The sequence below is a fragment of the Streptomyces sp. NBC_00236 genome (assembly GCF_036195045.1).
Taxonomy (GTDB): Bacteria; Actinomycetota; Actinomycetes; order Streptomycetales; family Streptomycetaceae; genus Streptomyces.
This window is the reverse complement of the sequence record NZ_CP108100.1, coordinates 1,143,439-1,170,301: the sequence shown is the minus strand read 5'-3', so window position 1 is coordinate 1,170,301 and position 26,863 is coordinate 1,143,439. Positions and strand designations below refer to the sequence as shown.

22 protein-coding genes and 1 pseudogene are annotated in these 26,863 nt (G+C 70.7%); 21 read left to right on the top strand and 2 right to left on the bottom strand.

Annotated features, from left to right (window positions below):
• Nucleotides 1–7: 7 nt before the first annotated feature.
• Nucleotides 8–2,228: pseudogene (locus OG446_RS05065) on the bottom strand (ATP-binding protein).
• Nucleotides 2,229–2,439: 211 nt separating this feature from the next.
• On the opposite strand from OG446_RS05065, the gene OG446_RS05060 reads away from it, so the two are divergent.
• The 13 genes from OG446_RS05060 to nusB all read left to right on the top strand — a co-directional run bounded on the left by OG446_RS05060 (nt 2,440) and on the right by nusB (nt 15,819).
• Nucleotides 2,440–2,880 (top strand): DUF948 domain-containing protein, encoded by a 441-nt coding sequence (locus OG446_RS05060; protein ID WP_328898197.1) that lies wholly within the window; start codon nt 2,440–2,442, stop codon nt 2,878–2,880.
• A 7-nt stretch (nt 2,881–2,887) separates the two neighbouring features.
• Nucleotides 2,888–3,238: a DUF6167 family protein gene (locus tag OG446_RS05055; RefSeq protein ID WP_328892897.1), complete on the top strand. Its 351-nt coding sequence runs from the start codon at nt 2,888–2,890 to the stop codon at nt 3,236–3,238.
• Nucleotides 3,238–5,907 carry an alanine--tRNA ligase gene (alaS, locus tag OG446_RS05050; RefSeq protein WP_328892896.1) on the top strand — a complete coding sequence of 890 codons (2,670 nt, stop codon included), beginning with the start codon at nt 3,238–3,240 and terminating at the stop codon, nt 5,905–5,907. The genes OG446_RS05055 and alaS overlap by 1 nt, the downstream gene beginning before the upstream one ends.
• A gap of 14 nt (nt 5,908–5,921) precedes the next feature.
• On the top strand, nt 5,922–6,386 hold the full coding sequence (ruvX, locus tag OG446_RS05045; protein WP_328898196.1) for a Holliday junction resolvase RuvX: 465 nt from the start codon (nt 5,922–5,924) through the stop codon (nt 6,384–6,386).
• A gap of 95 nt (nt 6,387–6,481) precedes the next feature.
• Nucleotides 6,482–8,251, top strand: a complete 1,770-nt coding sequence (gene mltG, locus OG446_RS05040; protein ID WP_328892895.1) for an endolytic transglycosylase MltG — start codon at nt 6,482–6,484, stop codon at nt 8,249–8,251.
• A complete protein-coding gene (locus OG446_RS05035) occupies nt 8,238–9,074 on the top strand; it encodes a shikimate dehydrogenase (protein WP_328892894.1) in 837 nt (278 codons plus the stop codon). The genes mltG and OG446_RS05035 overlap by 14 nt, the downstream gene beginning before the upstream one ends.
• Before the next feature lie 145 nt (nt 9,075–9,219).
• Nucleotides 9,220–10,404, top strand: coding sequence for a chorismate synthase (gene aroC / locus OG446_RS05030; RefSeq protein WP_328892893.1), 1,185 nt, complete (start codon nt 9,220–9,222; stop codon nt 10,402–10,404).
• Nucleotides 10,401–12,056: a 3-dehydroquinate synthase gene (aroB, locus tag OG446_RS05025; RefSeq protein WP_328892892.1), complete on the top strand. Its 1,656-nt coding sequence runs from the start codon at nt 10,401–10,403 to the stop codon at nt 12,054–12,056. The genes aroC and aroB overlap by 4 nt, the downstream gene beginning before the upstream one ends.
• On the top strand, nt 12,053–12,493 hold the full coding sequence (gene aroQ, locus OG446_RS05020) for a type II 3-dehydroquinate dehydratase (protein WP_266987952.1): 441 nt from the start codon (nt 12,053–12,055) through the stop codon (nt 12,491–12,493). The genes aroB and aroQ overlap by 4 nt, the downstream gene beginning before the upstream one ends.
• 138 nt (nt 12,494–12,631) lie before the next feature.
• Complete coding sequence (locus OG446_RS05015; protein ID WP_328892891.1) at nt 12,632–13,540, top strand: Pro-rich N-terminal domain-containing protein; 909 nt, start codon at nt 12,632–12,634, stop codon at nt 13,538–13,540.
• A gap of 98 nt (nt 13,541–13,638) precedes the next feature.
• Entirely contained in the window at nt 13,639–14,745 is a 1,107-nt protein-coding gene (locus OG446_RS05010; protein WP_328892890.1) for an aminopeptidase P family protein, read from the top strand.
• Between the two features lie 73 nt (nt 14,746–14,818).
• Nucleotides 14,819–15,385 (top strand): elongation factor P, encoded by a 567-nt coding sequence (gene efp / locus OG446_RS05005; RefSeq protein WP_014157376.1) that lies wholly within the window; start codon nt 14,819–14,821, stop codon nt 15,383–15,385.
• Nucleotides 15,386–15,387: 2 nt separating this feature from the next.
• On the top strand, nt 15,388–15,819 hold the full coding sequence (gene nusB / locus OG446_RS05000) for a transcription antitermination factor NusB (RefSeq protein WP_024490948.1): 432 nt from the start codon (nt 15,388–15,390) through the stop codon (nt 15,817–15,819).
• Between the two features lie 169 nt (nt 15,820–15,988).
• Here the strand turns inward: nusB and bldD are convergent, their stop codons facing one another.
• Nucleotides 15,989–16,489: a transcriptional regulator BldD gene (gene bldD / locus OG446_RS04995; protein WP_018103903.1), complete on the bottom strand. Its 501-nt coding sequence runs from the start codon at nt 16,487–16,489 to the stop codon at nt 15,989–15,991.
• Nucleotides 16,490–16,710: 221 nt separating this feature from the next.
• Here bldD and pyrR point away from each other — a divergent pair, with 221 nt between their 5' ends.
• From pyrR to pyrF, 8 genes are all read left to right on the top strand, one after another.
• Nucleotides 16,711–17,295, top strand: coding sequence for a bifunctional pyr operon transcriptional regulator/uracil phosphoribosyltransferase PyrR (gene pyrR / locus OG446_RS04990; RefSeq protein WP_266776531.1), 585 nt, complete (start codon nt 16,711–16,713; stop codon nt 17,293–17,295).
• Between the two features lie 87 nt (nt 17,296–17,382).
• Nucleotides 17,383–18,378, top strand: a complete 996-nt coding sequence (locus tag OG446_RS04985; protein ID WP_328898195.1) for an aspartate carbamoyltransferase catalytic subunit — start codon at nt 17,383–17,385, stop codon at nt 18,376–18,378.
• A gap of 2 nt (nt 18,379–18,380) precedes the next feature.
• Entirely contained in the window at nt 18,381–19,667 is a 1,287-nt protein-coding gene (locus OG446_RS04980; protein WP_148016315.1) for a dihydroorotase, read from the top strand.
• Complete coding sequence (locus OG446_RS04975) at nt 19,664–20,251, top strand: PH-like domain-containing protein (protein WP_328892889.1); 588 nt, start codon at nt 19,664–19,666, stop codon at nt 20,249–20,251. Before OG446_RS04980 ends, OG446_RS04975 begins: the two co-directional genes overlap by 4 nt.
• The gene (gene carA / locus OG446_RS04970; RefSeq protein WP_328892888.1) at nt 20,248–21,390 is read left to right on the top strand and encodes a glutamine-hydrolyzing carbamoyl-phosphate synthase small subunit; all 1,143 of its coding nucleotides are present in this window, start codon (nt 20,248–20,250) and stop codon (nt 21,388–21,390) included. The genes OG446_RS04975 and carA overlap by 4 nt, the downstream gene beginning before the upstream one ends.
• On the top strand, nt 21,383–24,691 hold the full coding sequence (gene carB / locus OG446_RS04965) for a carbamoyl-phosphate synthase large subunit (protein ID WP_328892887.1): 3,309 nt from the start codon (nt 21,383–21,385) through the stop codon (nt 24,689–24,691). Before carA ends, carB begins: the two co-directional genes overlap by 8 nt.
• A gap of 56 nt (nt 24,692–24,747) precedes the next feature.
• A complete protein-coding gene (locus OG446_RS04960) occupies nt 24,748–25,857 on the top strand; it encodes a quinone-dependent dihydroorotate dehydrogenase (RefSeq protein ID WP_328892886.1) in 1,110 nt (369 codons plus the stop codon).
• Entirely contained in the window at nt 25,854–26,693 is an 840-nt protein-coding gene (gene pyrF / locus OG446_RS04955) for an orotidine-5'-phosphate decarboxylase (RefSeq protein ID WP_328892885.1), read from the top strand. The genes OG446_RS04960 and pyrF overlap by 4 nt, the downstream gene beginning before the upstream one ends.
• Nucleotides 26,694–26,863: the final 170 nt, after the last annotated feature.

Here is a 26,863-nt window from a genome sequence, read left to right as displayed (position 1 = left end):
TAGCCGCTCAACGCCGGCGCTCAGGCCCGCCCCTCTCCGATCGGGGAGGCGGCGGGCTTTCGCGTTGCCCCGGCCGGGGACGCCGGCCCCGGCGGCATGGGCCGCCGCTCGGCGGGCCTGCCCGACAGGGCCCTGGCCACCACCGCGTCCATGCCCAGCCCGGCGCCCGCGCTCCGCTCCGACGCGTACAGCGCCTCGCCCAGCTCATGGCGGGCCAGCTCCTCGCACCGGGCCCGGGGCCCGCCATAGTGCGCCGAGCCGAACAGCGGCAGCCCGACCGACGGCCAGATCCGGTCGGCGGCCCCCTGCAGCAGAGCCGCCTCCGCCGCGTCTCCCTCGACCACCGTCACGAGCGCCAGCAGCTCCAGGGTGAGCACGGTGCCCAGGCGGTCATGGAACGTGTGGCTGATGGCCAGCGACTCCCCGAGCAGCTCACGGGCCCGTGCGGGGCGGCCCCGCTGCAGCGCCGCGAAGCCCAGGACGTACAGCGCATAACTGAGCGCCCACCGCTCCCCGTGGTCCTCGCAGATCTCCCGTACCTCTTCGCAGATCACGACCGCGCCGTCCAGGTCGCCCTGGAATCCGACCGTCATGGCCAGTTCGACCTGGGCCATCAGCACGTTGCTGTTCAGCTCGCCGAGCTCCCGGTAGCGGCCGAGCGCCTCCTGCAGCAGTTCGTGGGCGCGCTCCATGTCGTCCGTGACCAGGGCCAGACAGCCCGTGCGGTGCAACGCGTACGCCGACGCCACGGGGTCCCCCGCCAGATCCGCCTCCTCCCGGCACTCCGTCAGCGCCGAGATCGCGCCCACCGGATCGCCCTGGAGAACCGCGACGTACCCGAGCACCCACAGCGCCTTCAGCCGCGAGGTGTCGTACGGCGTCTCCTCCTCCCGTACGTGCTCCAGCCAGTGCCGGCCCTCCGAGAGGCGTCCGCAGCCGACCCACAGGAACCAGAGCGTGCCCGCCAGGTACTGCGCGAGGTGGGCTTCCTCGGGGCTCTCCAGCGAACACTCCATGGCCCGCCGCAGGTTCGGCAGCTCGCTCTCCACCCGGGCGGCCACCTCCGCCTGCCGCGGGCTGAACCAGTCGAGCTCGCACCAGGTCGCCAGCCCGAGGAACCAGTCGCGGTGGCGGCGGCGCAGCCGGTCCGTGTCGCCCGTGGCCGCGAGCCACTCGGCGCCGTACTCCCGCACCGTGTCCAGCATCCGGTACCGGGCGCCCACGGCCGACTCCTCGCGCAGGACCACGGACTGCGCCAGCAGCCCGGACAGCACGTCCAGCACCGAGTCGGCCGGCAGATCGGGACCGCTGCAGATGTACTCGGCCGCCTCCAGGTCGAACTGCCCCGCGAAGACGGACAGCCGGGCCCACAGCAGCCGCTGCTCGGGCGCGCAGAGCTCATGACTCCAGCCGATGGCCGTACGGAGCGTCTGGTGGCGGCCGAGCGCACTGCGGCTGCCGCCGGTCAGCAGCCGGAAACGGTCGTCCAGCCGCTGCAGCACCTGCTCCGTCGACAGCGCCCGCAGCCGGCCGGCGGCCAGCTCCAGTGCGAGCGGGATGCCGTCGAGGCGCCGGCACAGCTCCAGGGCGGTGCTCCGGCTGTGCTCGGACAGCCGGAAATCGGGCCGCACCGAGGAGGCCCGGTCGGCGAAGAGCAGCAACGCGTCCTCGTCGCACATCGTCGCGAGCGGATAGCCGCTCTCGCCGTCGAGGTCCAGCGGCAGCCGGCCCGCGGCCAGCACCCGCAGCCCCGGTGCGCGGCGCAGCAGATCCCGTACCAACTCCGCACAGGCGTCGACCAGATGCTCGAAACCGTCGATCACCAGCAGGAGCCGGCGCTCGGCACAGTGTTCGAGAAGTATCGAGCGGGGCGGCCTGCTCGTATGGTCCGTGAGGCCCAGCGCGTCGACCAGGGCGTGCTCCAGCAGCGCCGCGTCGTGGACCGCCGACAGCTCCACCAGCCAGACGCCGTCGCAGTACCGTTTCTCCAGGAGCGCCGCCACCCTGATGACCAGCCGGGACTTGCCGACCCCGCCCACCCCGACGACGGTGACGAGCCGCGACTCCTCCAGCAGCCCGGCGACATCGGCCAGTTCTCTGTCGCGACCCACGAATCTGTTCAGCTCCGCCGGCAGATTGCCCGGGTGGCGGGGCGTCGGTGCCCCGGGGGAGGCGGCCGGGGGGCCGGGATCGTCGGAGGACGGAAAGGGGCGCTGAGTGCGTCGCATGAAACACGCAGAGTACTGGGCCGAAAGCGCTCCGTACAATCTCGTTGCCGGAACTCCCGCCGGGCCGACCGGTCATGCGGTACGGGGCGCGAGCCCCGGCGCGATAGGCTCGGGGCACGGCGACCGGCCGCCGCGACGGCCCCGCCGAACAGCAGGAAACAAGACAGACTGACGACAAGCCAGAGAGCGGTGCACTGTGTCCGGTGGTGAGGTGGCCGGGATCCTGGTGGCCGTCTTCTGGGCGATCCTGGTTTCGTTCCTCGCCGTCGTACTGGTGAGGCTCGCCCAGACGCTCAGGGCGACCACGAAACTCGTGGCGGACGTGACCGAACAGGCCGTCCCGCTGCTCGCCGACGCCTCCGCGACCGTACGCTCCGCGCAGACCCAGCTCGACAAGGTCGACGCGATCGCGACGGACGTCCAGGAAGTCACCTCCAACGCCTCGGCGCTCTCCACCACCGTCGCCTCCACGTTCGGCGGCCCGCTGGTCAAGGTCGCGGCGTTCGGCTACGGGGTCCGGCAGGCCATCGGCCGCAAGGCGAGCCCCGAACCGGAGACGCGGTCCCGGCGCTCGGTGATCGTCGGCCGGACCGTGCCGTCCGCGCGTGGCAGGAAGCGCAACGGCAGAAACTCCCGCGGATCGAAGGACTGACGCAGCGATGTTCCGCCGTACGTTCTGGTTCACCGCCGGCGCAGCCGCCGGCGTCTGGGCCACCGCCAAGGTCAACCGGAAGATCAAGCAGCTGACCCCCGAGAGCCTCGCGGCGCAGGCCGCCGACAAGGCGCTCGTGGCCGGTCACAAGCTCAAGGACTTCGCCCTGGACGTCCGCGAGTCCATGGCCAGACGCGAGGCCGAACTGGGCGAGGCGCTCGGGCTCGAAGCGCCCGTCGACCCCGATCTCCCCGTGCAGCGCCACTTCGCCGTCGAGGCGGCCGAGCCCGAGGCGCCCCGCAGACTTCCCCCCACGTCACGCACCTACAACTCGTACAACCGGAATGAGGACCACTGATGGAGTCGGCAGAAATCCGCCGCCGCTGGCTGAGCTTCTACGAGGAGCGCGGTCACACCGTCGTCCCTTCGGCGTCGCTCATCGCGGACGACCCGACTCTGCTGCTGGTCCCGGCCGGCATGGTGCCCTTCAAGCCGTACTTCCTGGGCGAGGTCAAGCCGCCCGCCCCGCGCGTCACCAGCGTGCAGAAGTGCGTCCGTACACCGGACATCGAAGAGGTCGGCAAGACCACCCGGCACGGCACGTTCTTCCAGATGTGCGGGAACTTCTCCTTCGGTGACTACTTCAAGGAAGGCGCCATCGAGTACGCCTGGGAGCTGCTGACCAGCTCCGTGGCGGACGGCGGCTTCGGTCTCGACCCCGAGCGCCTGTGGATCACGGTCTACCTCGACGACGACGAGGCCGAGCAGATCTGGCGCGACAAGATCGGTGTCCCCGCCGAGCGCATCCAGCGCCTGGGCAAGAAGGACAACTTCTGGTCCATGGGCGTCCCCGGCCCCTGCGGCCCCTGTTCCGAGATCAACTACGACCGCGGCCCCGAGTTCGGCGTCGAGGGTGGCCCGGCCGTCAACGACGAGCGGTACGTGGAGATCTGGAACCTGGTCTTCATGCAGTACGAGCGCGGCGCCGGCGACGGCAAGGACGACTTCCCGATCCTCGGCGACCTGCCCTCCAAGAACATCGACACCGGCCTCGGCCTCGAACGCCTCGCGATGATCCTGCAGGGCGTGCAGAACATGTACGAGACCGACACCCTGCGCGTCGTCATGGACAAGGCCACCGAGCTCACCGGGGTCCGCTACGGCGCCGCCGTCGGCACGGACGTCTCGCTGCGCGTGGTCGCCGACCACATCCGTACCTCCGTCATGCTCATCGGAGACGGCGTCACCCCCGGCAACGAGGGCCGCGGCTACGTGCTGCGCCGCATCATGCGCCGGGCCATCCGCAACATGCGGCTGATGGGTGCCACCGGTTCCGTCGTCAACGAGCTGGTCGACGTCGTGATCAACACCATGGGGCTGCAGTACCCCGAGCTGATCACCGACCGCAAGCGCATCGAGACCGTCGCGCTCGCCGAGGAAGCCGCCTTCCTCAAGGCCCTCAAGGGCGGCACCAACATCCTGGAGACCGCCGTCACCGAGACCAAGGCCGCCGGCGGCCGGGTCATCGCCGGCGACAAGGCGTTCCTGCTCCACGACACCTGGGGCTTCCCGATCGACCTGACCCTGGAGATGGCCGCCGAACAGGGCCTGTCCGTGGACGAGGACGGCTTCCGCCGCCTCATGCAGGAGCAGCGGGACAAGGCCAAGGCCGACGCCAGGGCCAAGAAGACCGGTCACGCCGACCTGTCCGCCTACCGTGAGGTCGCGGACAACTCCGGCGTCACCGAGTTCACCGGGTACACCTCCACCGAGGGTGAGTCGACGATCGTCGGTCTCCTCGTGGACGGCGTCTCCTCACCCGCCGCCTCCGAGGGCGACGAGGTCGAGGTCGTCCTGGACCGCACCCCGTTCTACGCCGAGGGCGGCGGCCAGCTCGCCGACCAGGGCCGGATCCGGCTCCACAACGGCGCCGTCATCCAGGTGCGCGACGTCCAGCAGCCGGTCCCCGGCGTCTCCGTCCACAAGGGCTCGGTCCAGGTCGGTGAGGTGACCGTCGGCGCCTCCGCCCTCGCCACCATCGACAACACCCGCCGTCGCGCCATCGCCCGCGCCCACAGCGCCACGCACCTCACGCACCAGGCGCTGCGCGACGCGCTCGGCCCGACGGCGGCCCAGGCCGGCTCGGAGAACTCCCCGGGCCGCTTCCGCTTCGACTTCGGTTCGCCCGCCGCCGTACCCGGCACGGTCCTCGTCGACGTCGAGCAGAAGATCAACGAGGTCCTGTCGCGGGAGCTCGACGTCCAGGCCGAGGTCATGTCGATCGACGAGGCGAAGAAGCAGGGCGCCATCGCCGAGTTCGGCGAGAAGTACGGCGAGCGGGTCCGCGTCGTCACCATCGGCGACTTCTCCAAGGAGCTGTGCGGCGGCACGCACGTCGGCAACACCGCCCAGCTCGGTCTGGTGAAGCTGCTCGGAGAGTCGTCCATCGGCTCCGGTGTGCGCCGTATCGAGGCCCTCGTCGGCGTCGACGCGTACAACTTCCTCGCCAAGGAGCACACGGTCGTCGCCCAGCTCCAGGAGCTGGTCAAGGGCCGCCCCGAGGAGCTCCCGGAGAAGATCGCCTCCATGCTCGGCAAGCTGAAGGACGCCGAGAAGGAGATCGAGAAGTTCCGTGCGGAGAAGGTCCTGGCGGCCGCCGCGGGCCTCGTCGACTCCGCCAAGGACGTCCGGGGCGTCGCCCTGGTCACCGGTCAGGTGCCGGACGGCACCTCGGCCGACGACCTGCGCAAGCTCGTCCTCGACGTCCGTGGGCGCATCCAGGGCGGCCGGCCGGCCGTCGTGGCCCTGTTCACCACGGCCAACGGCCGCCCGCTGACCGTCATCGCCACCAACGAGGCCGCCCGCGAGCGCGGTCTCAAGGCCGGTGACCTGGTCCGTACCGCCGCCAAGACGCTCGGCGGCGGTGGCGGCGGCAAGCCGGACGTCGCCCAGGGCGGCGGCCAGAACCCGGACGCCATCGGCGACGCCGTCGCCGCTGTCGAACGCCTCGTCACCGAGACGGCGTGACGCCGGACATGACGATGCGCCGCGGTCGCCGGCTGGCGATCGACGTCGGGGACGCCCGCATCGGGGTCGCCTCGTGCGACCCCGACGGGATCCTTGCCACGCCGGTGGAGACCGTGCCGGGACGCGACGTCCCGGCCGCCCACCGGCGGCTCGGGCAGATCGTCGCGGAGTACGAGCCGATCGAGGTCATCGTCGGCCTGCCCCGCTCCCTGGGCGGAGGTGAAGGGCCGGCCGCGGCCAAGGTCCGCGCCTTCACCGATGTGCTCGCCCGTGCGGTTGCACCCATTCCGGTGCGATTGGTGGACGAGAGGATGACCACAGTGACGGCCACTCAGGGGCTGCGCGCATCAGGCGTGAAGTCCAAAAAAGGCCGATCCGTCATCGATCAGGCTGCCGCTGTGGTGATCCTCCAGAACGCTCTGGAGTCCGAACGGGCTTCGGGCAATCCACCCGGCGAGGGCGTCGAAGTGGTTGTCTGATCGCGATACGGTAACGTTCCGCGCGATGCGGCGGTGTTCGAACAAACACCGCACAGCAAAGAGACGGAACCTCGTCTCGCGGCTCAAGGGGATCGATGACTGAGTATGGCCGGGGCCCCGGCTCCGAACCGTGGCATCCCGAGGATCCCCTGTACGGGGACCAGGGATGGGGAGGCCAGCAGCCTGCCCACGGCCAGAGCCAGTACGGCGGCCAGCAGCAGGACCCGTATGCCCAGCAGCAGCCGCACGACCCGTACGCCCAGCAGTCGCAGTACCAGCAGCAGTCACAGGACCCTTTCGCGCAGCAGCAGCAGCACCAGCAGCAGCACGAGCAGGATCCGTACGCTCAGCAGCAGCAGTACCAGCAGGATCCGTACGCGCAGCAGCAGCAGCAGTACCAGCAGCAGCCGTCGTACGGTCAGCAGCAGGACCCGTACGCCCAGCAGCCTGCTTACAACGGCGGCTGGGACACCGGTCAGCAGCCCGCCGCGATGCCGTACGAGGGCGAGCCCGGCGCCTCGTACGGCTACGGCGAGACGAATGACTACTACGGCACCCCCGAGGCGTACCCGCCGCCGCAGCCCCCGGGCCGCCGGGAGGCCGAACCGGCACCGGCCCCGGCGCAGAACCCGGACTGGGACCCCGAGGTCCAGCCGGAGGAGACCCACCCGTTCTTCACGGGCGCGGACGACGGCGAAGCCAAGGACGACGACGAGTACGACGATGACCCGCGCGATTCCCGCCGCGGGGGCGGCGACGGCGAGCGCCGCGGCAAGGGCAAGAAGAAGAAAGGGCGCAGTGGCTGCGCCTGCCTGGTCGTCTCCCTCGTCCTGGCCGGCGGTCTCGGAGGAGTGGGTTACGTCGGTTACTCCTTCTACAAGGACAAGTTCGGCGCGGCGCCCGACTACGCGGGTAGCGGCTCGGGGTCGGTCGAGGTGGAGATCCCGAAGGGCTCGTACGGTTACGACATCGGCAACATCCTGAAGAAGGCCGGTGTCGTCAAGAGCGTCGACGCGTTCGTCTCCGCCCAGAACGAGAACCCCAAGGGGAAGTCGATCCAGGCCGGGGTCTATCTCCTCCACGAGGAGATGTCGGCGTCCGAGGCCGTGAAGATGATGGTCGACCCGAAGAGCCAGAACCTTCTGGTGATTCCCGAGGGAACCCGCAATGTGGCCGTCTACGCGATGGTCGACAAGAAGCTGGGCCTCAAGAAGGGCACGACGCAGGCCGTCGCCAAATCCAAGAAGTCCGACCTGGGCCTGCCCGACTGGGCCGGCGGGAACAAGGACATCAAGGACCCGCTGGAAGGATTCCTCTACCCGGCCGCGTACCCGGTGACGAAGGAGACCAAGCCGGAGGCGATTCTGAAGAAGATGGTCTCCAGGTCGAACGAGGAGTACAAGGACCTCGGCCTCGAAGCGGCTGCCAAGAAGTACAAGCTGGACGGTCCGTGGCAGGTGCTCACCGTGGCCAGCCTGGTCCAGGCGGAAGGCCTCACGCACGACGACTTCCGCAAGATGGCCGAGGTCGTCTACAACCGCCTGAAGCCTGACAACGTGGCCACCAACCGCAAGCTCGAATTCGACTCGGCGTTCAATTACCTCAAGAAGCAGAGCGAGATCAAGATCAGGTCGAACGAGATCCGGACCAACCCGGATCCCTACAACACCTACTACCACGCCGGTCTTCCGCCCGGGCCCATCGGCAACCCCGGGGACGAAGCCCTGCGCGCGACGATCAGTCCCACTGCCGACGGGTGGATGTTCTTCATCTCGCTGGACGGCAAGAAGACCCAGTTCACCAAGACGGTCGCCGAGCACGAGAAGCTCAACGAGAAGTTCAAGGAACTGCATGACCTCGACTGACCGGCGCCACCGGGCAGCCGTCCTCGGCTCGCCCATCGCCCATTCCCTCTCCCCGGTCCTGCACCGCGCCGCGTACGCCGAACTGGGCCTCGACGACTGGTCGTACGACCGGTTCGACGTGGACGAGGCGGCGCTTCCCTGCTTCGTCGAGGGGCTGGACTCCGCCTGGGCCGGGCTCTCCCTCACCATGCCGCTGAAGCGGGCGATCATTCCGCTGCTGGACTCCGTCAGCGAGATCGCGGCCTCCGTCGAGGCCGTGAACACGGTCGTTCTCACCGATGACGGCCGACGTACTGGCGACAACACGGACATCCCCGGCATGATCGCCGCCCTGCGCGAGCGTGGTGTCGAGAAGACCGAGTCCGCCGCCGTCCTCGGCGCGGGAGCCACGGCTTCGTCCGCTCTCGCCGCGCTCTCGCAGATCTGTACGGGACCGGTCACGGCCTACGTCCGGAGCCGGGAGCGCGGTGACGAGATGCGCGGCTGGGGCGAGCGGCTCGGGGTCGATGTGCACATCGCGGACTGGGTCGAGGCCGAGCAGGCGCTGCACGCACCCCTGATCATCGCGACCACCCCGGCCGGTGCCACGGAAGGGCTGATGGACGCCGTACCGGAGCATCCCGGCACGCTGTTCGACGTGCTGTACGAGCCCTGGCCCACCGGCCTGGCCTCCGCCTGGGAGGGCCACGGTGGCGCAGTCATCGGAGGTCTCGACCTCCTGGTGCACCAGGCCGTCCTCCAGGTCGAACAGATGACGGGCCGTTCGCCCGCGCCGCTGGCCGCCATGCGCCAGGCCGGCGAACAGGCTCTGGCCGCCCGCTGAGGGCACTCCCGGCCCGCCGTCCGTCCGTCTGCTGGACCGGCGGCGGGGTGCGGGGCCCGGTCGTGGGAGGATCGAGGGCGGCGGGCCAGGGCCGCGCACCCGGTCGCGCCGTTGGAGTTAACAGGCGCGAGCATGAGGAGCACCGTTGAGCAGGTTGCGCTGGCTGACCGCCGGAGAGTCGCACGGCCCCGCACTGGTGGCGACGCTGGAGGGTCTTCCCGCCGGCATCCCCGTCACCACGGAGATGGTGGCCGACGCGCTCGCCAGGCGACGGCTCGGATACGGGCGCGGCGCCCGGATGAAGTTCGAGAAGGACGAGGTCACCTTCCTCGGCGGGGTCCGGCACGGCCTGACCATGGGCTCGCCCGTCGCCGTGATGGTGGGCAACACCGAGTGGCCCAAGTGGGAGCAGGTCATGTCGGCCGACCCGGTCGACCCCGAGGTGCTGGCCGCCCAGGCCCGTAACGCCCCGCTGACCCGCCCCCGGCCCGGCCACGCCGACCTCGCCGGCATGCAGAAGTACGGCTTCGACGAGGCACGGCCGATCCTGGAGCGCGCCAGCGCCCGGGAGACCGCGGCCCGCGTCGCCCTCGGCGCCGTCGCCCGGTCGTACCTCAAGGAGACGGCCGGCATCGAGATCGTCAGCCACGTCGTGGAACTGGCGGCGGCCAAGGCGCCGTACGGGGTCTACCCGGTGCCGGCCGACGTCGAGAAGCTGGACGCCGACCCGGTGCGCTGCCTCGACGCCGACGCGAGCAAGCAGATGATCGCCGAGATCGACCAGGCCCACAAGGACGGTGACACGCTCGGCGGTGTGGTCGAGGTGCTGGCGTACGGAGTGCCGGTAGGCCTCGGTTCGCACGTGCACTGGGACCGGCGCCTCGACGCCCGCCTCGCGGCCGCGCTCATGGGCATCCAGGCCATCAAGGGAGTCGAGGTCGGCGACGGCTTCGACCTCGCCCGGGTGCCGGGTTCGCAGGCGCACGACGAGATCCTGGTGACCGACGACGGGATCAAGCGCGCCTCCGGCCGCTCCGGCGGAACCGAGGGCGGACTGACCACCGGCGAGCTGCTGCGTGTCCGGGCCGCGATGAAGCCGATCGCGACCGTGCCGCGCGCGCTCGCCACCGTCGACGTGCAGACCGGTGAGCCGGCCAAGGCCCACCACCAGCGCTCCGATGTCTGTGCCGTTCCGGCCGCCGGCATCGTCGCTGAGGCGATGGTCGCACTCGTCCTCGCGGACGCGGTCGCGGAGAAGTTCGGCGGCGACAGCGTCGCCGAGACCCACCGCAACGTCCAGTCGTACCTCGACAACCTCCAGATCCGATGAGCGATCCGACAAGCGGATCGGCGAGCGGTCCGCTGATCGTCCTGGTCGGGCCGATGGGCGTCGGCAAGTCCACGGTCGGCGAGCTGCTCGCCGCCCGGCTGGGCACCGGCTACCGGGATACCGACGCCGATGTCGTCAGGGCCGCCGGCAAGCCCATCTCGGAGATCTTCTACGACGAGGGCGAGGAGCACTTCCGCGCCCTGGAGCGGCAGGCCGTCCGGGCCGCGGTCGCCGAACACGGGGGAGTCCTCTCGCTCGGCGGCGGCGCCGTCCTCGACGAGACGACGCGCGCCCTGCTCGCCGATCACGCCGTCGTCTACCTCTCGATGGACGTCGACGAGGCGGTGAAGCGGGTCGGGCTCAACACCGCGCGCCCGCTGCTCGCCGTGAACCCGCGCCGGCAGTGGCGCGAGCTCATGGAGGCCCGCCGCCACCTCTACACGGAGGTGGCCCGCGCGGTCGTCGCGACCGACGAGCGCACACCGGAAGAGGTCGCCCAGGCCATCCTCGACGCACTGGAGCTGCCGGACGCACCGTCCGGCCGGGAGAAACCAACGATGACCGAGCAGGTACCCACCCGCATCCAGATCGCCGGCAGCGCGGGCACCGACCCGTACGAGGTGCTGATCGGCCGGCAACTCCTCGCGGAGCTGCCCACGCTCATCGGTGAGCACGCCCAGCGCGTCGCGGTCCTGCACCCGGAGGCGCTCGCCGAGACCGGCGAGGCGGTCCGCCAGGACCTTGCGGACCAGGGCTACGAGGCCATCGCGATCCAGCTGCCCAACGCCGAGGAGGCCAAGACCGTCGAGGTCGCCGCCTACTGCTGGAAGGCGCTCGGCCAGACCGGCTTCACCCGTACCGACGTCATCGTCGGCATCGGTGGCGGCGCGACCACGGACGTCGCCGGCTTCGTCGCCGCCTCCTGGCTGCGCGGGGTGCGCTGGATCGCCGTACCCACGACCGTGCTCGGCATGGTCGACGCGGCCGTGGGCGGGAAGACCGGCATCAACACCGCCGAGGGCAAGAACCTCGTCGGCGCCTTCCACCCGCCGGCCGGTGTGCTCTGCGACCTGGCCGCGCTGGACTCGCTGCCGGTCCACGACTACGTCTCCGGCATGGCGGAGATCATCAAGGCCGGCTTCATCGCCGACCCGGTGATCCTCGACCTCGTCGAGGCGGACCCGCAGGGCGCGCGCAGCCCGGCAGGACCGCACACCTCCGAGCTCATCGAGCGGGCCATCCGGGTCAAGGCCGAGGTCGTCTCCAGCGACCTCAAGGAGTCCGGGCTCCGCGAGATCCTCAACTACGGGCACACGCTGGCCCACGCGATCGAGAAGAACGAACGCTACAAGTGGCGCCACGGCGCAGCCGTCTCGGTCGGCATGGTCTTCGCCGCCGAACTCGGCCGCCTCGCCGGACGCCTGGACGACGTCACCGCCGACCGGCACCGCACCGTCCTGGAGTCCGTCGGACTGCCGCTCACCTACCGCGGCGACCAGTGGCCCAAGCTGCTGGAGAACATGAAGGTCGACAAGAAGTCCCGCGGCAACCTGCTGCGCTTCATCGTCCTGGACGGCCTCGGCAAGCCGACCGTCCTGGAGGGCCCCGACCCGGCCGTGCTGCTCGCCGCCTACGGCGAGGTCTCGGCGTGACCCGCCGGGTGTTCGTCCTCAACGGCCCCAACCTCGGCCGGCTCGGCTCCCGGGAGCCCGACGTCTACGGAGCCACGTCGTACGCCGGCCTCGTCGAAACGTGCCGCACCCTCGGCAAGGAGCTCGGCTTCGACGTCGACGTCCGCGAGACGAACGACGAGGGGGAGCTGATCCGCTGGCTCCACGAGGCAGCGGACGGTTCAATTCCGGTCGTTCTCAACCCGGGTGCCTTCACGCACTATTCGTACGGGATGCGGGACGCGGCGGCCCAGCGCACCGCCCCGCTGATCGAGGTCCACATCTCGAACCCGTACGCGCGGGAGGAATTCCGCCACACCTCCGTGGTCGCGCCCGTGGCCACCGGGACCGTGGCCGGATTCGGCATCGGCTCCTACCGGCTCGCGCTGCGCGCGCTGGCGGACGAGCTGACGGACTGACGCACCTCCGCACCGGAAGGCCGACTGGCCGACGGGGCACTGTGGACCCTCCCCGGTCGTTGCCTCCATGGCGGCCGGGGAAGGTACGGTTGCCGTTCCACCAGCGCCAGTTGCCTGTACGAGACGGAGTGCCACCGGATGCAGCACGCAGTGGGGGCCCCGCTGCCGCCGCCCCAGGGACCCGGAAACGGGCCCGTCGGCTGGTCGCACCAGGCCCAGCACCCCGGCCACCCGGGCCCGCCCGTTCCCGGGCCCGCCCGCCCGCCGGCCCAGCCTCCGGCCGGCCCGCCCGTCCAGCCCCCCGGCGGTCACCCGGGTCCGCCGCCTCAGGTACCGCCCGCCCCGCAGGGGCCGGGCGGCCAGGGCTGGACCGGACCCGCCCCGCACCACGCCCCCGCCCCGGTCTCCAGGGAGACCACCGGGCACATCCAGCTGCCGCCCGGCGGACCCGTACCGCTGCCCGTGCCGCCCGCCGGGCCCGGCACCGGCACCGCGACCCTCGCCGTCCTCCTGATCGGCCCGGCAGGCGCCGGGAAGACCACGGTGGCCAAGCTCTGGGCCGCCCGCCGCCGCGTCCCCACCGCCCACGTCAGCCTCGACGACGTCCGTGAGTGGGTCTGCTCCGGCTTCGCCGATCCGCAGGCGGGGTGGAACGACCAGTCCGAGGCCCAGTACCGGCTGGCCCGCCGCACCTGCGGCTTCGCGGCCCGCAACTTCCTCGCCAACGGCATCTCCTGCATTCTCGACGACGCGGTCTTCCCGGACCGCCCCGTCGTCGGCCTCGGCGGCTGGAAGCGCCACGTCGGCCCCGGCCTGCTCCCCGTCGTCCTGCTGCCCGGCCTGGAGGTCGTCCTGGAGCGCAACGCCGCCCGCAGCGGCAACCGCCGCCTCTCCGACGAGGAGGTCGCCCGGATCCACGGCCGGATGGCCGGATGGTACGGCTCCGGTCTGCCGATCATCGACAACTCCACGTACGACGTGGAGACCACTGCCCGCGTCCTGGACGACATACTCGCCCGCTCCCTCGCGAGCCCTCCGGCCTGGTGAACCGGCGGCCGGCGGGCTCGCCGGTCCGCTGAGGCCCCGCCCCCCCGGTCGGGTGCGCTGACCGCGCGGGCCCGGGCCCGCGCTCGTACGCTCGACGCATGTCAGAGGTGTACGCCGTCCGCCGCGGGCTGCTCCGCGACCGGTGCGCCGCAGTCGGATCCGCGGCCGCCCTGGTCTCCCGCCCCGCCAATGTCCGCTACCTGGCGGGCGGAGCGCCCCCGGGGGCCGTGCTGCTGCTCGGCCCCGACGAGGACGTCCTGCTCTGCCCCCGCCCCCCGACCGGAGATCCGGCCGACGGGCGCACCGACGAACAGCTGCGTGTCGACCTCCTGTCCGTGACCGGCGGTGATCCCGTGGTCGCCGCCGCGGACCTGGCCACCGCGGGCGGGGCGGAGTCCCTGGCCGTCGAGGAGCACGATCTGACCGTCGCCCGGCACCGGGCCATGGCCTCGGTCGCCCCGAAGCTCCGGCTGGCCGACCTCGGTGCCAACGTCGAGCAGTTGCGCATCGTCAAGGACGAGGAGGAGATCGGCTGCCTGCGGATCGCCGCCGAGATCACCGACCAGGCGCTGGGCGAACTTCTCGAATCGATTCTCGTCGGCCGCACGGAGCGGCATCTCGCGCTCGAACTGGAACGCCGGCTGGTGGACCACGGAGCCGACGGGCCCGCCTTCGCGACATCCGTCGCCACCGGCCCCAACTCCGGCCGGGGCCGTCACCGCCCCTCTGACCGACGGGTCGAGGAAGGAGATTTTCTCTCCGTCTGCCTCGGCGCCAACTACCGCGGCTACCGGGTCGAGATCGGCCGCACCTTCGTCATCGGAACGGCTCCGGCCGACTGGCAGATCGAGCTCTACGACCTGGTTTTCGCCGCTCAGCGGGCCGGACGCGAGGCTCTTGTACCCGGCGCCGCCTACCGTGACGTGGACCGTGCGGCCCGCCAGGTACTGGACTCGGCGGGGCACGGTGAGGGCCTCGTACCCTGGACCGGGCACGGGGTGGGGCTCGAAATCGACGAGGACCCGCAGCTGGCACCCGCTGCCATGGGTAAACTGGACGCTTGTGTGCCGGTCACCGTCGAACCGGGGGTCCACCTCCCGGGCCGGGGCGGAGTCCGGATCGATGACACGCTCGTCGTGCGCCCCGAGGCGGACGGCGGACCCGAGCTACTCACCATTACGACCAAGGAGCTGCTCGCGCTCTAGGGAACTCCTCGCGGAGACCCCGGCGCGCATCCTTGGCCGTTCCACCAGCTTCAGTCCAGGAGATTCCGCAACCGTGGCTTCCACGAACGACCTCAAGAACGGCCTGGTGCTCAAGCTCGACGGAGGCCAGCTCTGGTCCGTCGTCGAGTTCCAGCACGTCAAGCCCGGCAAGGGCCCGGCCTTCGTGCGCACCAAGCTCAAGAACGTGCTGTCCGGCAAGGTCGTCGACAAGACGTTCAACGCCGGCGTGAAGGTCGAGACGGCCACCATTGACCGGCGCGACATGCAGTTCTCGTACATGGACGGCGAGTACTTCGTCTTCATGGACATGGACACGTACGACCAGCTGATGGTCGACCGCAAGTCCGTCGGCGACGCCGCCAACTTCCTGATCGAGGGCTTCACCGCCTCCGTCGCCCAGCACGAGGGCGAGGTGCTCTACGTCGAGCTGCCGGCCGCCGTCGAGCTGACCATCCAGCACACGGACCCGGGCGTCCAGGGCGACCGGTCCACCGGTGGCACCAAGCCCGCCACGCTGGAGACCGGCTACGAGATCGGTGTTCCGCTCTTCATCACCACCGGTGAGAAGATCAAGGTCGACACCCGCTCGGGCGATTACCTCGGCCGGGTGAACAGCTAACCGTGGCTGCCCGGAATACGGCCCGCAAGCGAGCCTTCCAGATCCTCTTCGAGGCCGACCAGCGCGGTGAGTCCGTGCAGACGGTCCTCGCGGACTGGGTCCGGCACTCGCGGTCCGACACCCGTCAGCCGCCGGTCACCGAGTACACGATGGAGCTCGTCGAGGGGTACGCGCAGTACGCGGACCGGATCGACGACCTCATCGTCACCTACGCCGTGGACTGGGAGATCGACCGCATGCCGGTCGTCGACCGGAACATCCTGCGGCTCGGTGCGTACGAGCTGATCTGGGTGGACGCGACACCCGACGCGGTGGTGATCGACGAGGCGGTGCAGATCGCCAAGGAGTTCTCCACCGATGACTCCCCGTCCTTCGTGAACGGCCTGCTGGCCCGTTTCAAGGACCTCAAGCCGAACCTGCGCCGGGAGCAGTAGCCCCCGGCGGCGTTCTGCCGACGAAGGGCCCACGGTCATCCGGCCGTGGGCCCTTCGGCATGTCGGGGGGCCGCCCCGTGCGGGCTGCCCCGGAAAACGGAAACGCCGGGTCCGGCGGGGCGCCCGGAAAGGGCCCCGCCGACCCGGCGGTACGTTTCTGCTGGGGTGGTCAGCCCTCGTCGTGAGCGACCGCGCGGCGCGCGTCGGCGTCCAGGACGCCCCAGCTGATCAGCTGCTCCGTGAGCACGGACGGCGACTGGTCGTAGATCACGGCCAGCGTGCGCAGGTCGTCCTGGCGGATCGAGAGCACCTTGCCGTTGTAGTCGCCGCGCTGGCTCTGGATCGTCGCCGCGTAGCGCTGCAGGGGTCCGGCCTTCTCCGGCGGGACGTGGGCGAGGCGCTCGAGCTGGAGCACGAGCTTCGGCGGCGGCTCGGCGGCCCCGCCGGGCGTCGTGCCGGGCAGGAGCTCCTGCACGGGGACCCCGTAGAAGTCCGCCAGCTCGGCCAGGCGCTGGACGGTGACGGCGCGGTCGCCGCGCTCGTACGAGCCGACCACGACGGCCTTCCAGCGGCCCTGCGACTTCTCCTCCACGCCGTGGAGGGAGAGGCCCTGCTGGGTGCGGATGGCGCGGAGCTTGGCCCCGAGCTGTTTTGCGTATTCGCTGGACATAAGGCTCCCCGGACGCTGGAACATTGTGCGGCTCCGCCGCGTGGCTGGTAACTCACTGTGAGGTTACGCAGCGTTACTTGGGTGCGTCAAGCTGAATGGTCCGGACCGGCACCTCCCGGGGGTGGGGCAGGGGCCCTGCTCAGGCCCTGGTAACGTGGATGACGCAATTTCGACGTCCTTTAAGATCCGTCCAGTGAGGCGGAGAAGGAGGTCCGTTTCTTATGGACGCACAGCACGACGCCACCGGCAATGCGGCACGCCCCGTTCTCGAGGCTCCCGACATCGCCCGAGTACTGACCCGCATCGCCCACGAGATCGTCGAACGCGCCAAGGGCGCCGACGACGTGGTGCTCCTCGGCATCCCGACCCGGGGCGTCTTCCTCGCCCGCCGGCTCGCCGACAAGCTCGAAGAGATCACCGGCCGGAAGATGCCGGTCGGCTCGCTCGACATCACGATGTACCGCGACGACCTGCGGATGCGCCCGGCGCGCGCCCTGGCCCGCACCGAGATCCCCGGCGAGGGCATCGAGGGCCGCCTGGTCGTCCTCGTCGACGACGTCCTCTTCTCCGGCCGCACGATCCGCGCCGCCCTCGACGCGCTCGGCGACATCGGCCGGCCCCGTGCGGTGCAGCTCGCGGTCCTCGTCGACCGCGGACACCGCGAACTCCCGATCCGTGCCGACTACGTCGGCAAGAACCTCCCCACGTCGCTGCGGGAGACGGTCAAGGTCCAGCTCGCCGAGGAGGACGGCCGCGACGCCGTGCTGCTCGGGGTCGAGCAGGCCGCCCCGGCGGTCGAGCAGTAGCTGCCCTTCCCGTACGGCCTGCCTGCCGTACGGCGGCTTCCGCGCGCCCGCATGCCTGAACCCTCCAGCCACCCGGAGAACACCCAGATGAAGCGCCACCTCATCTCGGCCGCCGACCTCACCCGCGACGACGCCGTCCTGATCCTCGACACCGCCGAGGAAATGGCCAGGGTCGCGGACCGGCCGATCAAGAAGCTCCCGACCCTGCGCGGCCGTACCGTCGTCAACCTCTTCTTCGAGGACTCGACGCGTACCCGCATCTCCTTCGAGGCAGCCGCCAAGCGGCTGTCCGCCGACGTCATCAACTTCTCCGCCAAGGGCTCCTCGGTCTCCAAGGGAGAGTCCCTCAAGGACACCGCCCTGACCCTGGAGGCGATGGGCGCCGACGCCGTCGTCATCCGGCACGGCGCCTCCGGTGCCCCGTACCGCCTGGCCACCTCCGGGTGGATCGACGGCGCGGTCGTCAACGCGGGCGACGGGACGCACGAGCACCCCACCCAGGCGCTCCTGGACGCCTTCACCATGCGCCGCAGGCTGGTCGGGCCCGACACCGGGCTCGGCAAGGACCTCGACGGCCGCCGGATCACGATCGTCGGCGACATCCTGCACAGCCGTGTCGCCCGCTCCAACGTCCACCTGCTGACCACCCTCGGCGCCCACGTCACCCTGGTGGCCCCGCCGACCCTCGTCCCGGTAGGTGTCGAGAAGTGGCCCTGCGACATCAGCTACAGCCTCGACGAGGTGCTGCCGAAGTCGGACGCTGTGATGATGCTTCGTGTGCAGCGTGAGCGGATGAACGCCGCGTACTTCCCGACCGAGCGCGAGTACTCCCGCCGCTACGGACTGGACGGCGAGCGGATGGCGAAGATGCCCGAGCACGCCATCGTCATGCACCCCGGCCCGATGGTCCGCGGCATGGAGATCACCGCCGAGGTGGCCGACTCCGACCGGTGCACGGTCGTCGAGCAGGTCGCCAACGGCGTCTCGATCCGCATGGCCGTGCTCTACCTGCTGCTCGGCGGCTCCGAGCCGGCCGCCCCCACCACAGCCCCCGCCGCCGCCCGTACCGAGGAGAACAAGTAACCATGAGCAAGATCCTTATCCGCGGCGCGAAGGTCCTCGGCGGCGAACCCCAGGACGTCCTCATCGACGGCGAGACCATCGCCGCGGTCGGCACCGGGCTGGACGCCGGCGACGCCACCGTGATCGAGGCGGCGGGCCAGGTCCTGCTGCCCGGCCTGGTCGACCTCCACACCCACCTGCGCGAGCCCGGCCGCGAGGACTCCGAGACCGTCCTGACCGGCACCAAGGCCGCTGCGGTCGGCGGCTTCACCGCCGTCCACGCCATGGCCAACACCTTCCCGGTCGCCGACACCGCCGGCGTCGTCGAGCAGGTCTGGCGGCTCGGCAAGGAGTCCGGCTACTGCGACGTGCAGCCCATCGGCGCCGTCACCGTCGGCCTGGAGGGCAAGCAGCTCGCCGAACTCGGCGCCATGCACGATTCGGCCGCCGGAGTGAAGGTCTTCTCCGACGACGGCAAGTGCGTCGACGACGCGGTGATCATGCGCCGCGCCCTGGAGTACGTGAAGGCGTTCGACGGAGTCGTCGCCCAGCACGCCCAGGAGCCCCGCCTCACCGAGGGTGCCCAGATGAACGAGGGCATCGTCTCCGCGGAGCTCGGCCTCGGCGGCTGGCCCGCCGTCGCCGAGGAGTCGATCATCGCCCGCGACGTGCTGCTCGCCGCGCACGTCGGCTCCCGGGTCCACATCTGCCACCTGTCGACCGCCGGCTCCGTGGAGATCGTCCGCTGGGCCAAGTCCAAGGGCTGGAACGTCACCGCCGAGGTCACCCCGCACCACCTGCTCCTCACCGACGAGCTCGTCCGGTCCTACAACCCGGTCTACAAGGTGAACCCGCCGCTGCGCACCGAGGCCGATGTCATGGCCCTGCGCGAGGCGCTTGCCGACGGCACCATCGACTGCGTCGCCACCGACCACGCCCCGCACCCGCACGAGGACAAGGACTGCGAGTGGGCCGCGGCCGCCATGGGCATGGTGGGCCTGGAGACCGCGCTCTCCGTCGTCCAGCAGACGATGGTCGACACCGGACTCATCGACTGGGCCGGCGTCGCCGACCGCATGTCGTTCCGCCCCGCAGCCATCGGCCGCCTCGACGGACACGGCCGGCCCGTCTCGGAGGGCGAGCCCGCCAACCTCACCCTGGTCGATCCGGCATACCGTGGAGTCGTGGACCCCGCGGGCTTCGCCTCCCGCAGCCGCAACACCCCCTACGAGGGGCGCGAGCTGCCGGGCCGAGTGACCCACACCTTCCTGCGGGGCCGTGCCACGGTCGTCGACGGGAAACTCGCGTGACAACACTCAGCCCCACCCACCAGCTGTACCGACTGGCCGCCGAGCAGAAGTCGGCGGAGGTCACCGACTGGTCCGCCCGCATCAGCTGGGTGATCGGACTGGCCGTCTTCATCGCCTTCATCTACTGGCTCATGCGCCAGGGATGGAAGTGGCGCGGCAGCCTCCAGTCCGGTCTCTCCGACCTCGCGACCACCCCGGACGGCTTCTCGGACGGCGAGAAGCTGCTCACGCTGACCGGGCGCTACCACGCCTCGACGACGGCCGGGCAGTGGCTCGACCGCATCGTCGCCCACGGCCTCGGCACCCGCAGCCGCGTCGAGCTCACCCTCACCGCGCAGGGCCTCGACGTCGTACGGCCCGGCGCGACGGACTTCTTCGTCCCCGCCGCCGACCTGCGCGAGGCCAGGACCGACAAGGCACTCGCCGGCAAGGTCCTGCCCGAAGGCGGACTCCTGGTCATCACCTGGGCGCTCGGCGACCAGCTGATCGACTCCGGATTCCGCTCCGACCACTCGGCCGAGCACGCCGCCTGGGTCGAAGCCGTCAACCACCTCACCAGCACTACGGAAGGCACCGCACGATGACGATCTCCACCCGGGGAGCCGCCAAAGCTCCCGCCGTACTCGTCCTGGAGGACGGCCGCGCCTTCCGCGGCCGCGCCTACGGGGCTGTGGGGGAGACCTTCGGCGAGGCCGTCTTCTCCACCGGCATGACCGGCTACCAGGAAACGCTGACCGACCCCTCGTACCACCGCCAGGTCGTCGTGATGACCGCCCCGCACGTCGGGAACACCGGTGTGAACGACGAGGACCCCGAGTCCAAGCAGATCTGGGTGGCCGGCTACGTAGTCCGCGACCCCGCCCGGGTGCCTTCCAACTGGCGCTCCCGCCGGTCCCTGGACGAGGAGCTCGCCGGCCAGGGAGTCGTCGGCATCAGCGGCATCGACACCCGCGCCCTCACCCGCCACCTGCGCGAGCGCGGCGCGATGCGCGTCGGCATCTTCTCCGGCGACGCGATCGCCGACGAGGGCGCGCTGCTCGACCGGGTGCGCCAGGCCCCCGAGATGAAGGGCGCCGACCTCTCCGCCGAGGTCGCCACCAAGGAGACCTACGTCGTCCCGGCCATCGGCACCAAGAAGTTCACCGTCGCCGCGATCGACCTCGGTATCAAGGGCATGACCCCGCACCGGATGGCCGAACGCGGCATCGAGGTGCACGTCCTGCCCGCCACCGCCACCCTGGAGGAGGTGTACGCGGTGCAGCCCGACGGGGTCTTCTTCTCCAACGGCCCGGGCGACCCGTCCACCGCCGACCACCCCGTCTCCCTCATGCAGGGCGTCCTGGAGCGGCAGACCCCGCTCTTCGGCATCTGCTTCGGCAACCAGATCCTGGGCCGCGCGCTCGGCTTCGGCACGTACAAGCTGAAGTACGGCCACCGCGGCATCAACCAGCCGGTGCAGGACCGCTCGACCGGCAAGGTCGAGGTCACCGCGCACAACCACGGCTTCGCCGTCGACGCTCCGCTCGACAAGGTCTCCGACACCGCCTACGGGCGCGCCGAGGTCTCCCACGTCTGCCTGAACGACCAGGTCGTCGAGGGCCTCCGGCTCCTCGACCGGCCGGCCTTCAGCGTCCAGTACCACCCCGAAGCAGCTGCCGGCCCGCACGACGCCGCGTACCTCTTCGACCGCTTCGTTTCCCTGATGGAGGACCAGCGTGCCTAAGCGCTCCGATATCCAGTCCGTCCTGGTCATCGGCTCCGGTCCGATCGTCATCGGCCAGGCCGCCGAGTTCGACTACTCCGGCACCCAGGCCTGCCGCGTCCTCAAGGCCGAGGGCCTGCGCGTCATCCTGGTGAACTCCAACCCGGCGACGATCATGACCGACCCGGAGATCGCCGACGCCACGTACGTCGAGCCGATCACCCCCGAGTTCGTCGAGAAGATCATCGCCAAGGAGCGCCCGGACGCGCTGCTCCCGACCCTGGGCGGCCAGACCGCGCTCAACACGGCGATCTCCATGCACGAGAACGGTGTCCTGGAGAAGTACGGCGTCGAGCTCATCGGCGCCAATGTCGAGGCCATCAACAAGGGCGAGGACCGCGAGCTCTTCAAGGGCGTCGTCGAGGCCGTCAAGGCGAAGATCGGCTACGGCGAGTCCGCCCGGTCCGTCATCTGCCACTCCATGGACGACATCATGAAGGGCGTCGACACCCTCGGCGGCTACCCCGTCGTCGTCCGCCCCTCCTTCACCATGGGCGGTGCCGGTTCCGGCTTCGCCCACGACGAGGAGGAGCTGCGCCGCATCGCCGGACAGGGCCTCACGCTCTCCCCGACCACCGAGGTGCTCCTGGAGGAGTCCATCCTCGGCTGGAAGGAGTACGAGCTGGAGCTGATGCGCGACAAGAACGACAACGTCGTGGTCGTCTGCTCCATCGAGAACTTCGACCCGATGGGCGTCCACACGGGTGACTCGATCACCGTCGCCCCGGCGATGACGCTCACCGACCGCGAGTACCAGCGGCTGCGCGACATCGGCATCGCGATCATCCGCGAGGTCGGCGTCGACACCGGCGGCTGCAACATCCAGTTCGCCATCGACCCGGCCGACGGCCGCGTCATCGTGATCGAGATGAACCCCCGCGTCTCCCGCTCCTCGGCGCTCGCCTCCAAGGCCACCGGCTTCCCGATCGCCAAGATCGCCGCCAAGCTGGCCGTCGGCTACACGCTCGACGAGATCCCCAACGACATCACCGAGAAGACGCCGGCCTCCTTCGAGCCGACCCTCGACTACGTCGTGGTCAAGGCCCCGCGCTTCGCCTTCGAGAAGTTCCCCTCCGCCGACTCCACCCTCACCACCACCATGAAGTCGGTGGGCGAGGCCATGGCGATCGGCCGCAACTTCACCGAGGCGCTGCAGAAGGCGCTGCGCTCCCTGGAGAAGAAGGGCTCGCAGTTCGCCTTCACCGGCGAGCCCGGCGACAAGGCGGAGCTGCTCGCCGAGGCGGTCCGCCCGACCGACGGCCGGATCAACACCGTCATGCAGGCGATCCGGGCCGGCGCCACCCAGGAAGAGGTCTTCGACGCCACGAAGATCGACCCCTGGTTCGTCGACCAGCTCTTCCTCATCAAGGAGATCGCCGACGAGCTGGCCGCCGCCGACAAGCTCGTCCCCGAGCTGCTGGCCGACGCCAAGCGGCACGGCTTCTCCGACGTCCAGATCGCCGAGATCCGCGGCCTGCGCGAGGACGTCGTCCGCGAGGTACGGCACGCGCTCGGCATCCGCCCGGTCTACAAGACGGTCGACACCTGCGCGGCCGAGTTCGCGGCGAAGACGCCGTACTTCTACTCCTCCTACGACGAGGAGAGCGAGGTCGCACCCCGCACCAAGCCCGCGGTGATCATCCTCGGCTCCGGCCCCAACCGCATCGGCCAGGGCATCGAGTTCGACTACTCCTGCGTCCACGCCTCCTTCGCGCTGAGCGACGCGGGCTACGAGACCGTGATGGTCAACTGCAACCCGGAGACGGTCTCCACGGACTACGACACCTCCGACCGCCTGTACTTCGAGCCGCTGACGCTGGAAGACGTGCTGGAGATCGTGCACGCCGAGTCCCTCGCGGGCCCGATCGCGGGCGTCATCGTCCAGCTCGGCGGCCAGACCCCGCTGGGCCTGGCGCAGGCGCTCAAGGACAACGGCGTGCCCGTCGTCGGGACCTCCCCGGAGGCCATCCACGCCGCCGAGGACCGCGGCGCCTTCGGCCGCGTGCTCGCAGAGGCCGGCCTGCCCGCCCCGAAGCACGGCACCGCCACCACCTTCTCCGAGGCCAAGGCCATCGCCGACGAGATCGGCTACCCCGTCCTCGTACGCCCGTCCTACGTGCTCGGCGGCCGCGGCATGGAGATCGTGTACGACGAGACCCGGCTCTCCTCGTACATCGCCGAGTCCACCGAGATCAGCCCCACCCGGCCGGTCCTGGTCGACCGCTTCCTCGACGACGCCATCGAGATCGACGTCGACGCCCTCTACGACGGCACCGAGCTCTACCTCGGCGGCGTCATGGAGCACATCGAGGAGGCCGGTATCCACTCCGGGGACTCCGCCTGCGCCCTGCCCCCGATCACGCTCGGCGGCTACGACATCAAGCGGCTGCGCGCCTCCACCGAGTCCATCGCCAAGGGCGTCGGCGTCCGCGGACTGATCAACATCCAGTTCGCGCTCTCCGGTGACATCCTCTACGTCCTCGAAGCCAACCCGCGCGCCTCCCGCACCGTCCCCTTCACCTCGAAGGCGACCGCGGTACCGCTCGCGAAGGCCGCCGCCCGCATCTCGCTGGGCGCGACCGTCGCGGAGCTGCGTGCGGAGGGCCTGCTGCCCAGGCACGGCGACGGCGGCACCCTGCCGCTCGACGCGCCGATCTCCGTCAAGGAGGCCGTCATGCCGTGGTCGCGCTTCCGCGACGTCCACGGGCGCGGCGTCGACACGGTCCTCGGCCCGGAGATGCGCTCCACCGGAGAGGTCATGGGCATCGACTCGGTCTTCGGCACGGCGTACGCCAAGTCGCAGGCGGGCGCCTACGGCCCGCTGCCCACCAAGGGCCGCGCCTTCATCTCGGTCGCCAACCGCGACAAGCGCACGATGATCTTCCCGGCCCGCGAGCTGGTCGCCCACGGTTTCGAGCTGATGGCCACCTCCGGCACCGCCGAGGTGCTCAAGCGCAACGGCATCAACGCGACCGTCGTGCGCAAGCTGTCCGAGGGCGAGGGCCCGAACGGCGAGAAGACGATCGTCCAGCTCATCCACGACGGCGAGGTCGACCTCATCGTCAACACGCCGTACGGAACCGGCGGCCGGCTCGACGGCTACGAGATCCGCACCGCGGCCGTCGCCCGGTCCGTGCCGTGCCTCACCACGGTCCAGGCGCTCGCCGCAGCCGTCCAGGGCATCGACGCCCTCAACCACGGAGACGTGGGCGTCCGGTCACTCCAGGAACACGCGGAACATCTGACCGCGGCACGCGACTAGAGAAGCCAGCAGGGGGACACCGGAAACGGTGTCCCCCTCTTCATGAGGACACCGTGATGTACAAACTCTTCTTCCAGCTGGTCTTCAAGCGCATGGACCCGGAGCGCGCCCACTACGCCGCGTTCCGCTGGATCCGCCTGGCCGCCCGTATCCCCGTCCTGCGCACCTTCGTCGCCGCCGCGCTCGCCCCCCGCCACGAGGAGCTGCGCACCGAGGCCCTCGGCCTGCGGATGCACGGCCCCTTCGGCCTCGCGGCCGGCTTCGACAAGAACGCCATCGCGATCGACGGCATGGCGATGCTCGGCTTCGACCACGTCGAGATCGGCACCGTGACCGGCGAACCGCAGCCCGGCAACCCCAAGCAGCGGCTCTTCCGCCTCGTCGCCGACCGCGCGCTGATCAACCGCATGGGCTTCAACAACGAGGGCTCCGCCGCCGTCGCCGAGCGGCTGGCCGCCCGCAACCCCGTCTTCCGGACCACCGTCGGCGTCAACATCGGCAAGACCAAGGTCGTCCCCGAGGCCGACGCCGCCGCCGACTACGTGAAGTCCACCGAGCGGCTCGCCGCACACGCCGACTACCTCGTCGTCAACGTCTCCTCGCCCAACACGCCCGGACTGCGCAACCTCCAGGCCACCGAGTCGCTGCGCCCGCTGCTGACCGCGGTCCGCGAGGCGGCCGACCGCACCGTCACCACCCGCCGGGTCCCGCTGCTCGTCAAGATCGCCCCCGACCTCGCGGACGAGGACGTCGACGCCGTCGCCGACCTCGCCCTCGAACTGGGCCTGGACGGCATCATCGCCACCAACACCACCATCGCCCGCGAGGGCCTCGGACTGAAGTCCCCGGCCTCCTTGGTCAAGGAGACCGGCGGACTGTCCGGCGCGCCCCTCAAGGAGCGCTCCCTGGAGGTCCTGGGGCGCCTGTACGCGCGTGTGGGGACCCGGATCACCCTGGTCGGCGTCGGAGGCATCGAGAACGCCGAGGACGCCTGGCAGCGCATCCTCGCCGGCGCCACGCTCGTCCAGGGCTACAGCGCCTTCATCTACGAGGGCCCGTTCTACGCCCGTGCGATCCACAAGGGCCTGGCCGCGCGCCTGGCCGCCTCCCCGTACGCCACCCTCGCCGACGCGGTCGGCGCGGAAACCAGGAAGGCCGCGAAATGACCCAGGAACCCTTCGGCGCACGTCTGCGCCACGCCATGGACACCCGTGGACAGCTCTGCGTCGGCATCGACCCGCACGCGTCCCTGCTGAGCTCCTGGGGGCTCGGCGACGACGTCGCGGGCCTGGAGCGCTTCACCCGTACGGTCGTCGAGGCGCTGGCCGACCGGGTCGCCGTGCTCAAGCCGCAGTCCGCGTTCTTCGAGCGGTTCGGATCGCGTGGCGTCGCCGTACTGGAGAAGGCCGTCGAGGAGGCCAGGGCGGCCGGCGCCCTGGTCCTGATGGACGCCAAGCGCGGAGACATCGGCTCCACCATGGGCGCCTACGCCGCGACCTACCTGGACAAGGACTCACCGCTGTACTCCGACGCGGTGACCGTCTCGCCGTACCTCGGGTTCGGTTCGCTGCGGCCCGCGCTCGACGCGGCCGCCGTCTCCGGCTCGGGTGTCTTCGTGCTCGCCCTCACCTCCAACCCGGAGGGCGCCGAGGTGCAGCGCGCCACCGCGGCCGACGGCCGTTCACTCGCCCAGGTGATGCTCGACCACATGGCCGCCGAGAACCGGGGCGTCACCCCGCTCGGCTCGGTCGGCGCGGTGGTCGGTGCGACGCTCGGGGACGCGCGGGCGGATCTGGCGATCAACGGCCCGCTGCTCGCGCCCGGCATCGGCGCCCAGGGCGCCACGCCCGCGGATCTGCCGGGTGTCTTCGGCGACGCGGTCCGCAACGTGGTGCCCAGCGTGAGCCGGGGCGTGCTGCGCCACGGTCCGGACGCGTCAGGGCTGCGCGAAGCCGCCGAACGGTTCGCGGACGAGGTCCGCGCGGCCGTCTCGGACGGCTGACACTGCCACGTAACAGCCTGTTGACGGAATCCTGACCAAAAATCTCGGTACTTATGCCAGGAATGTCCTGGTCAGCCAAGGCTGACCAGGACTTTTAGTCCGTTCTCGCTGACTCGGGCGGCCTTGGCCGCTAGTCTCCGTCGAGAGCCAACGAGCACAGGTTGTTCGCG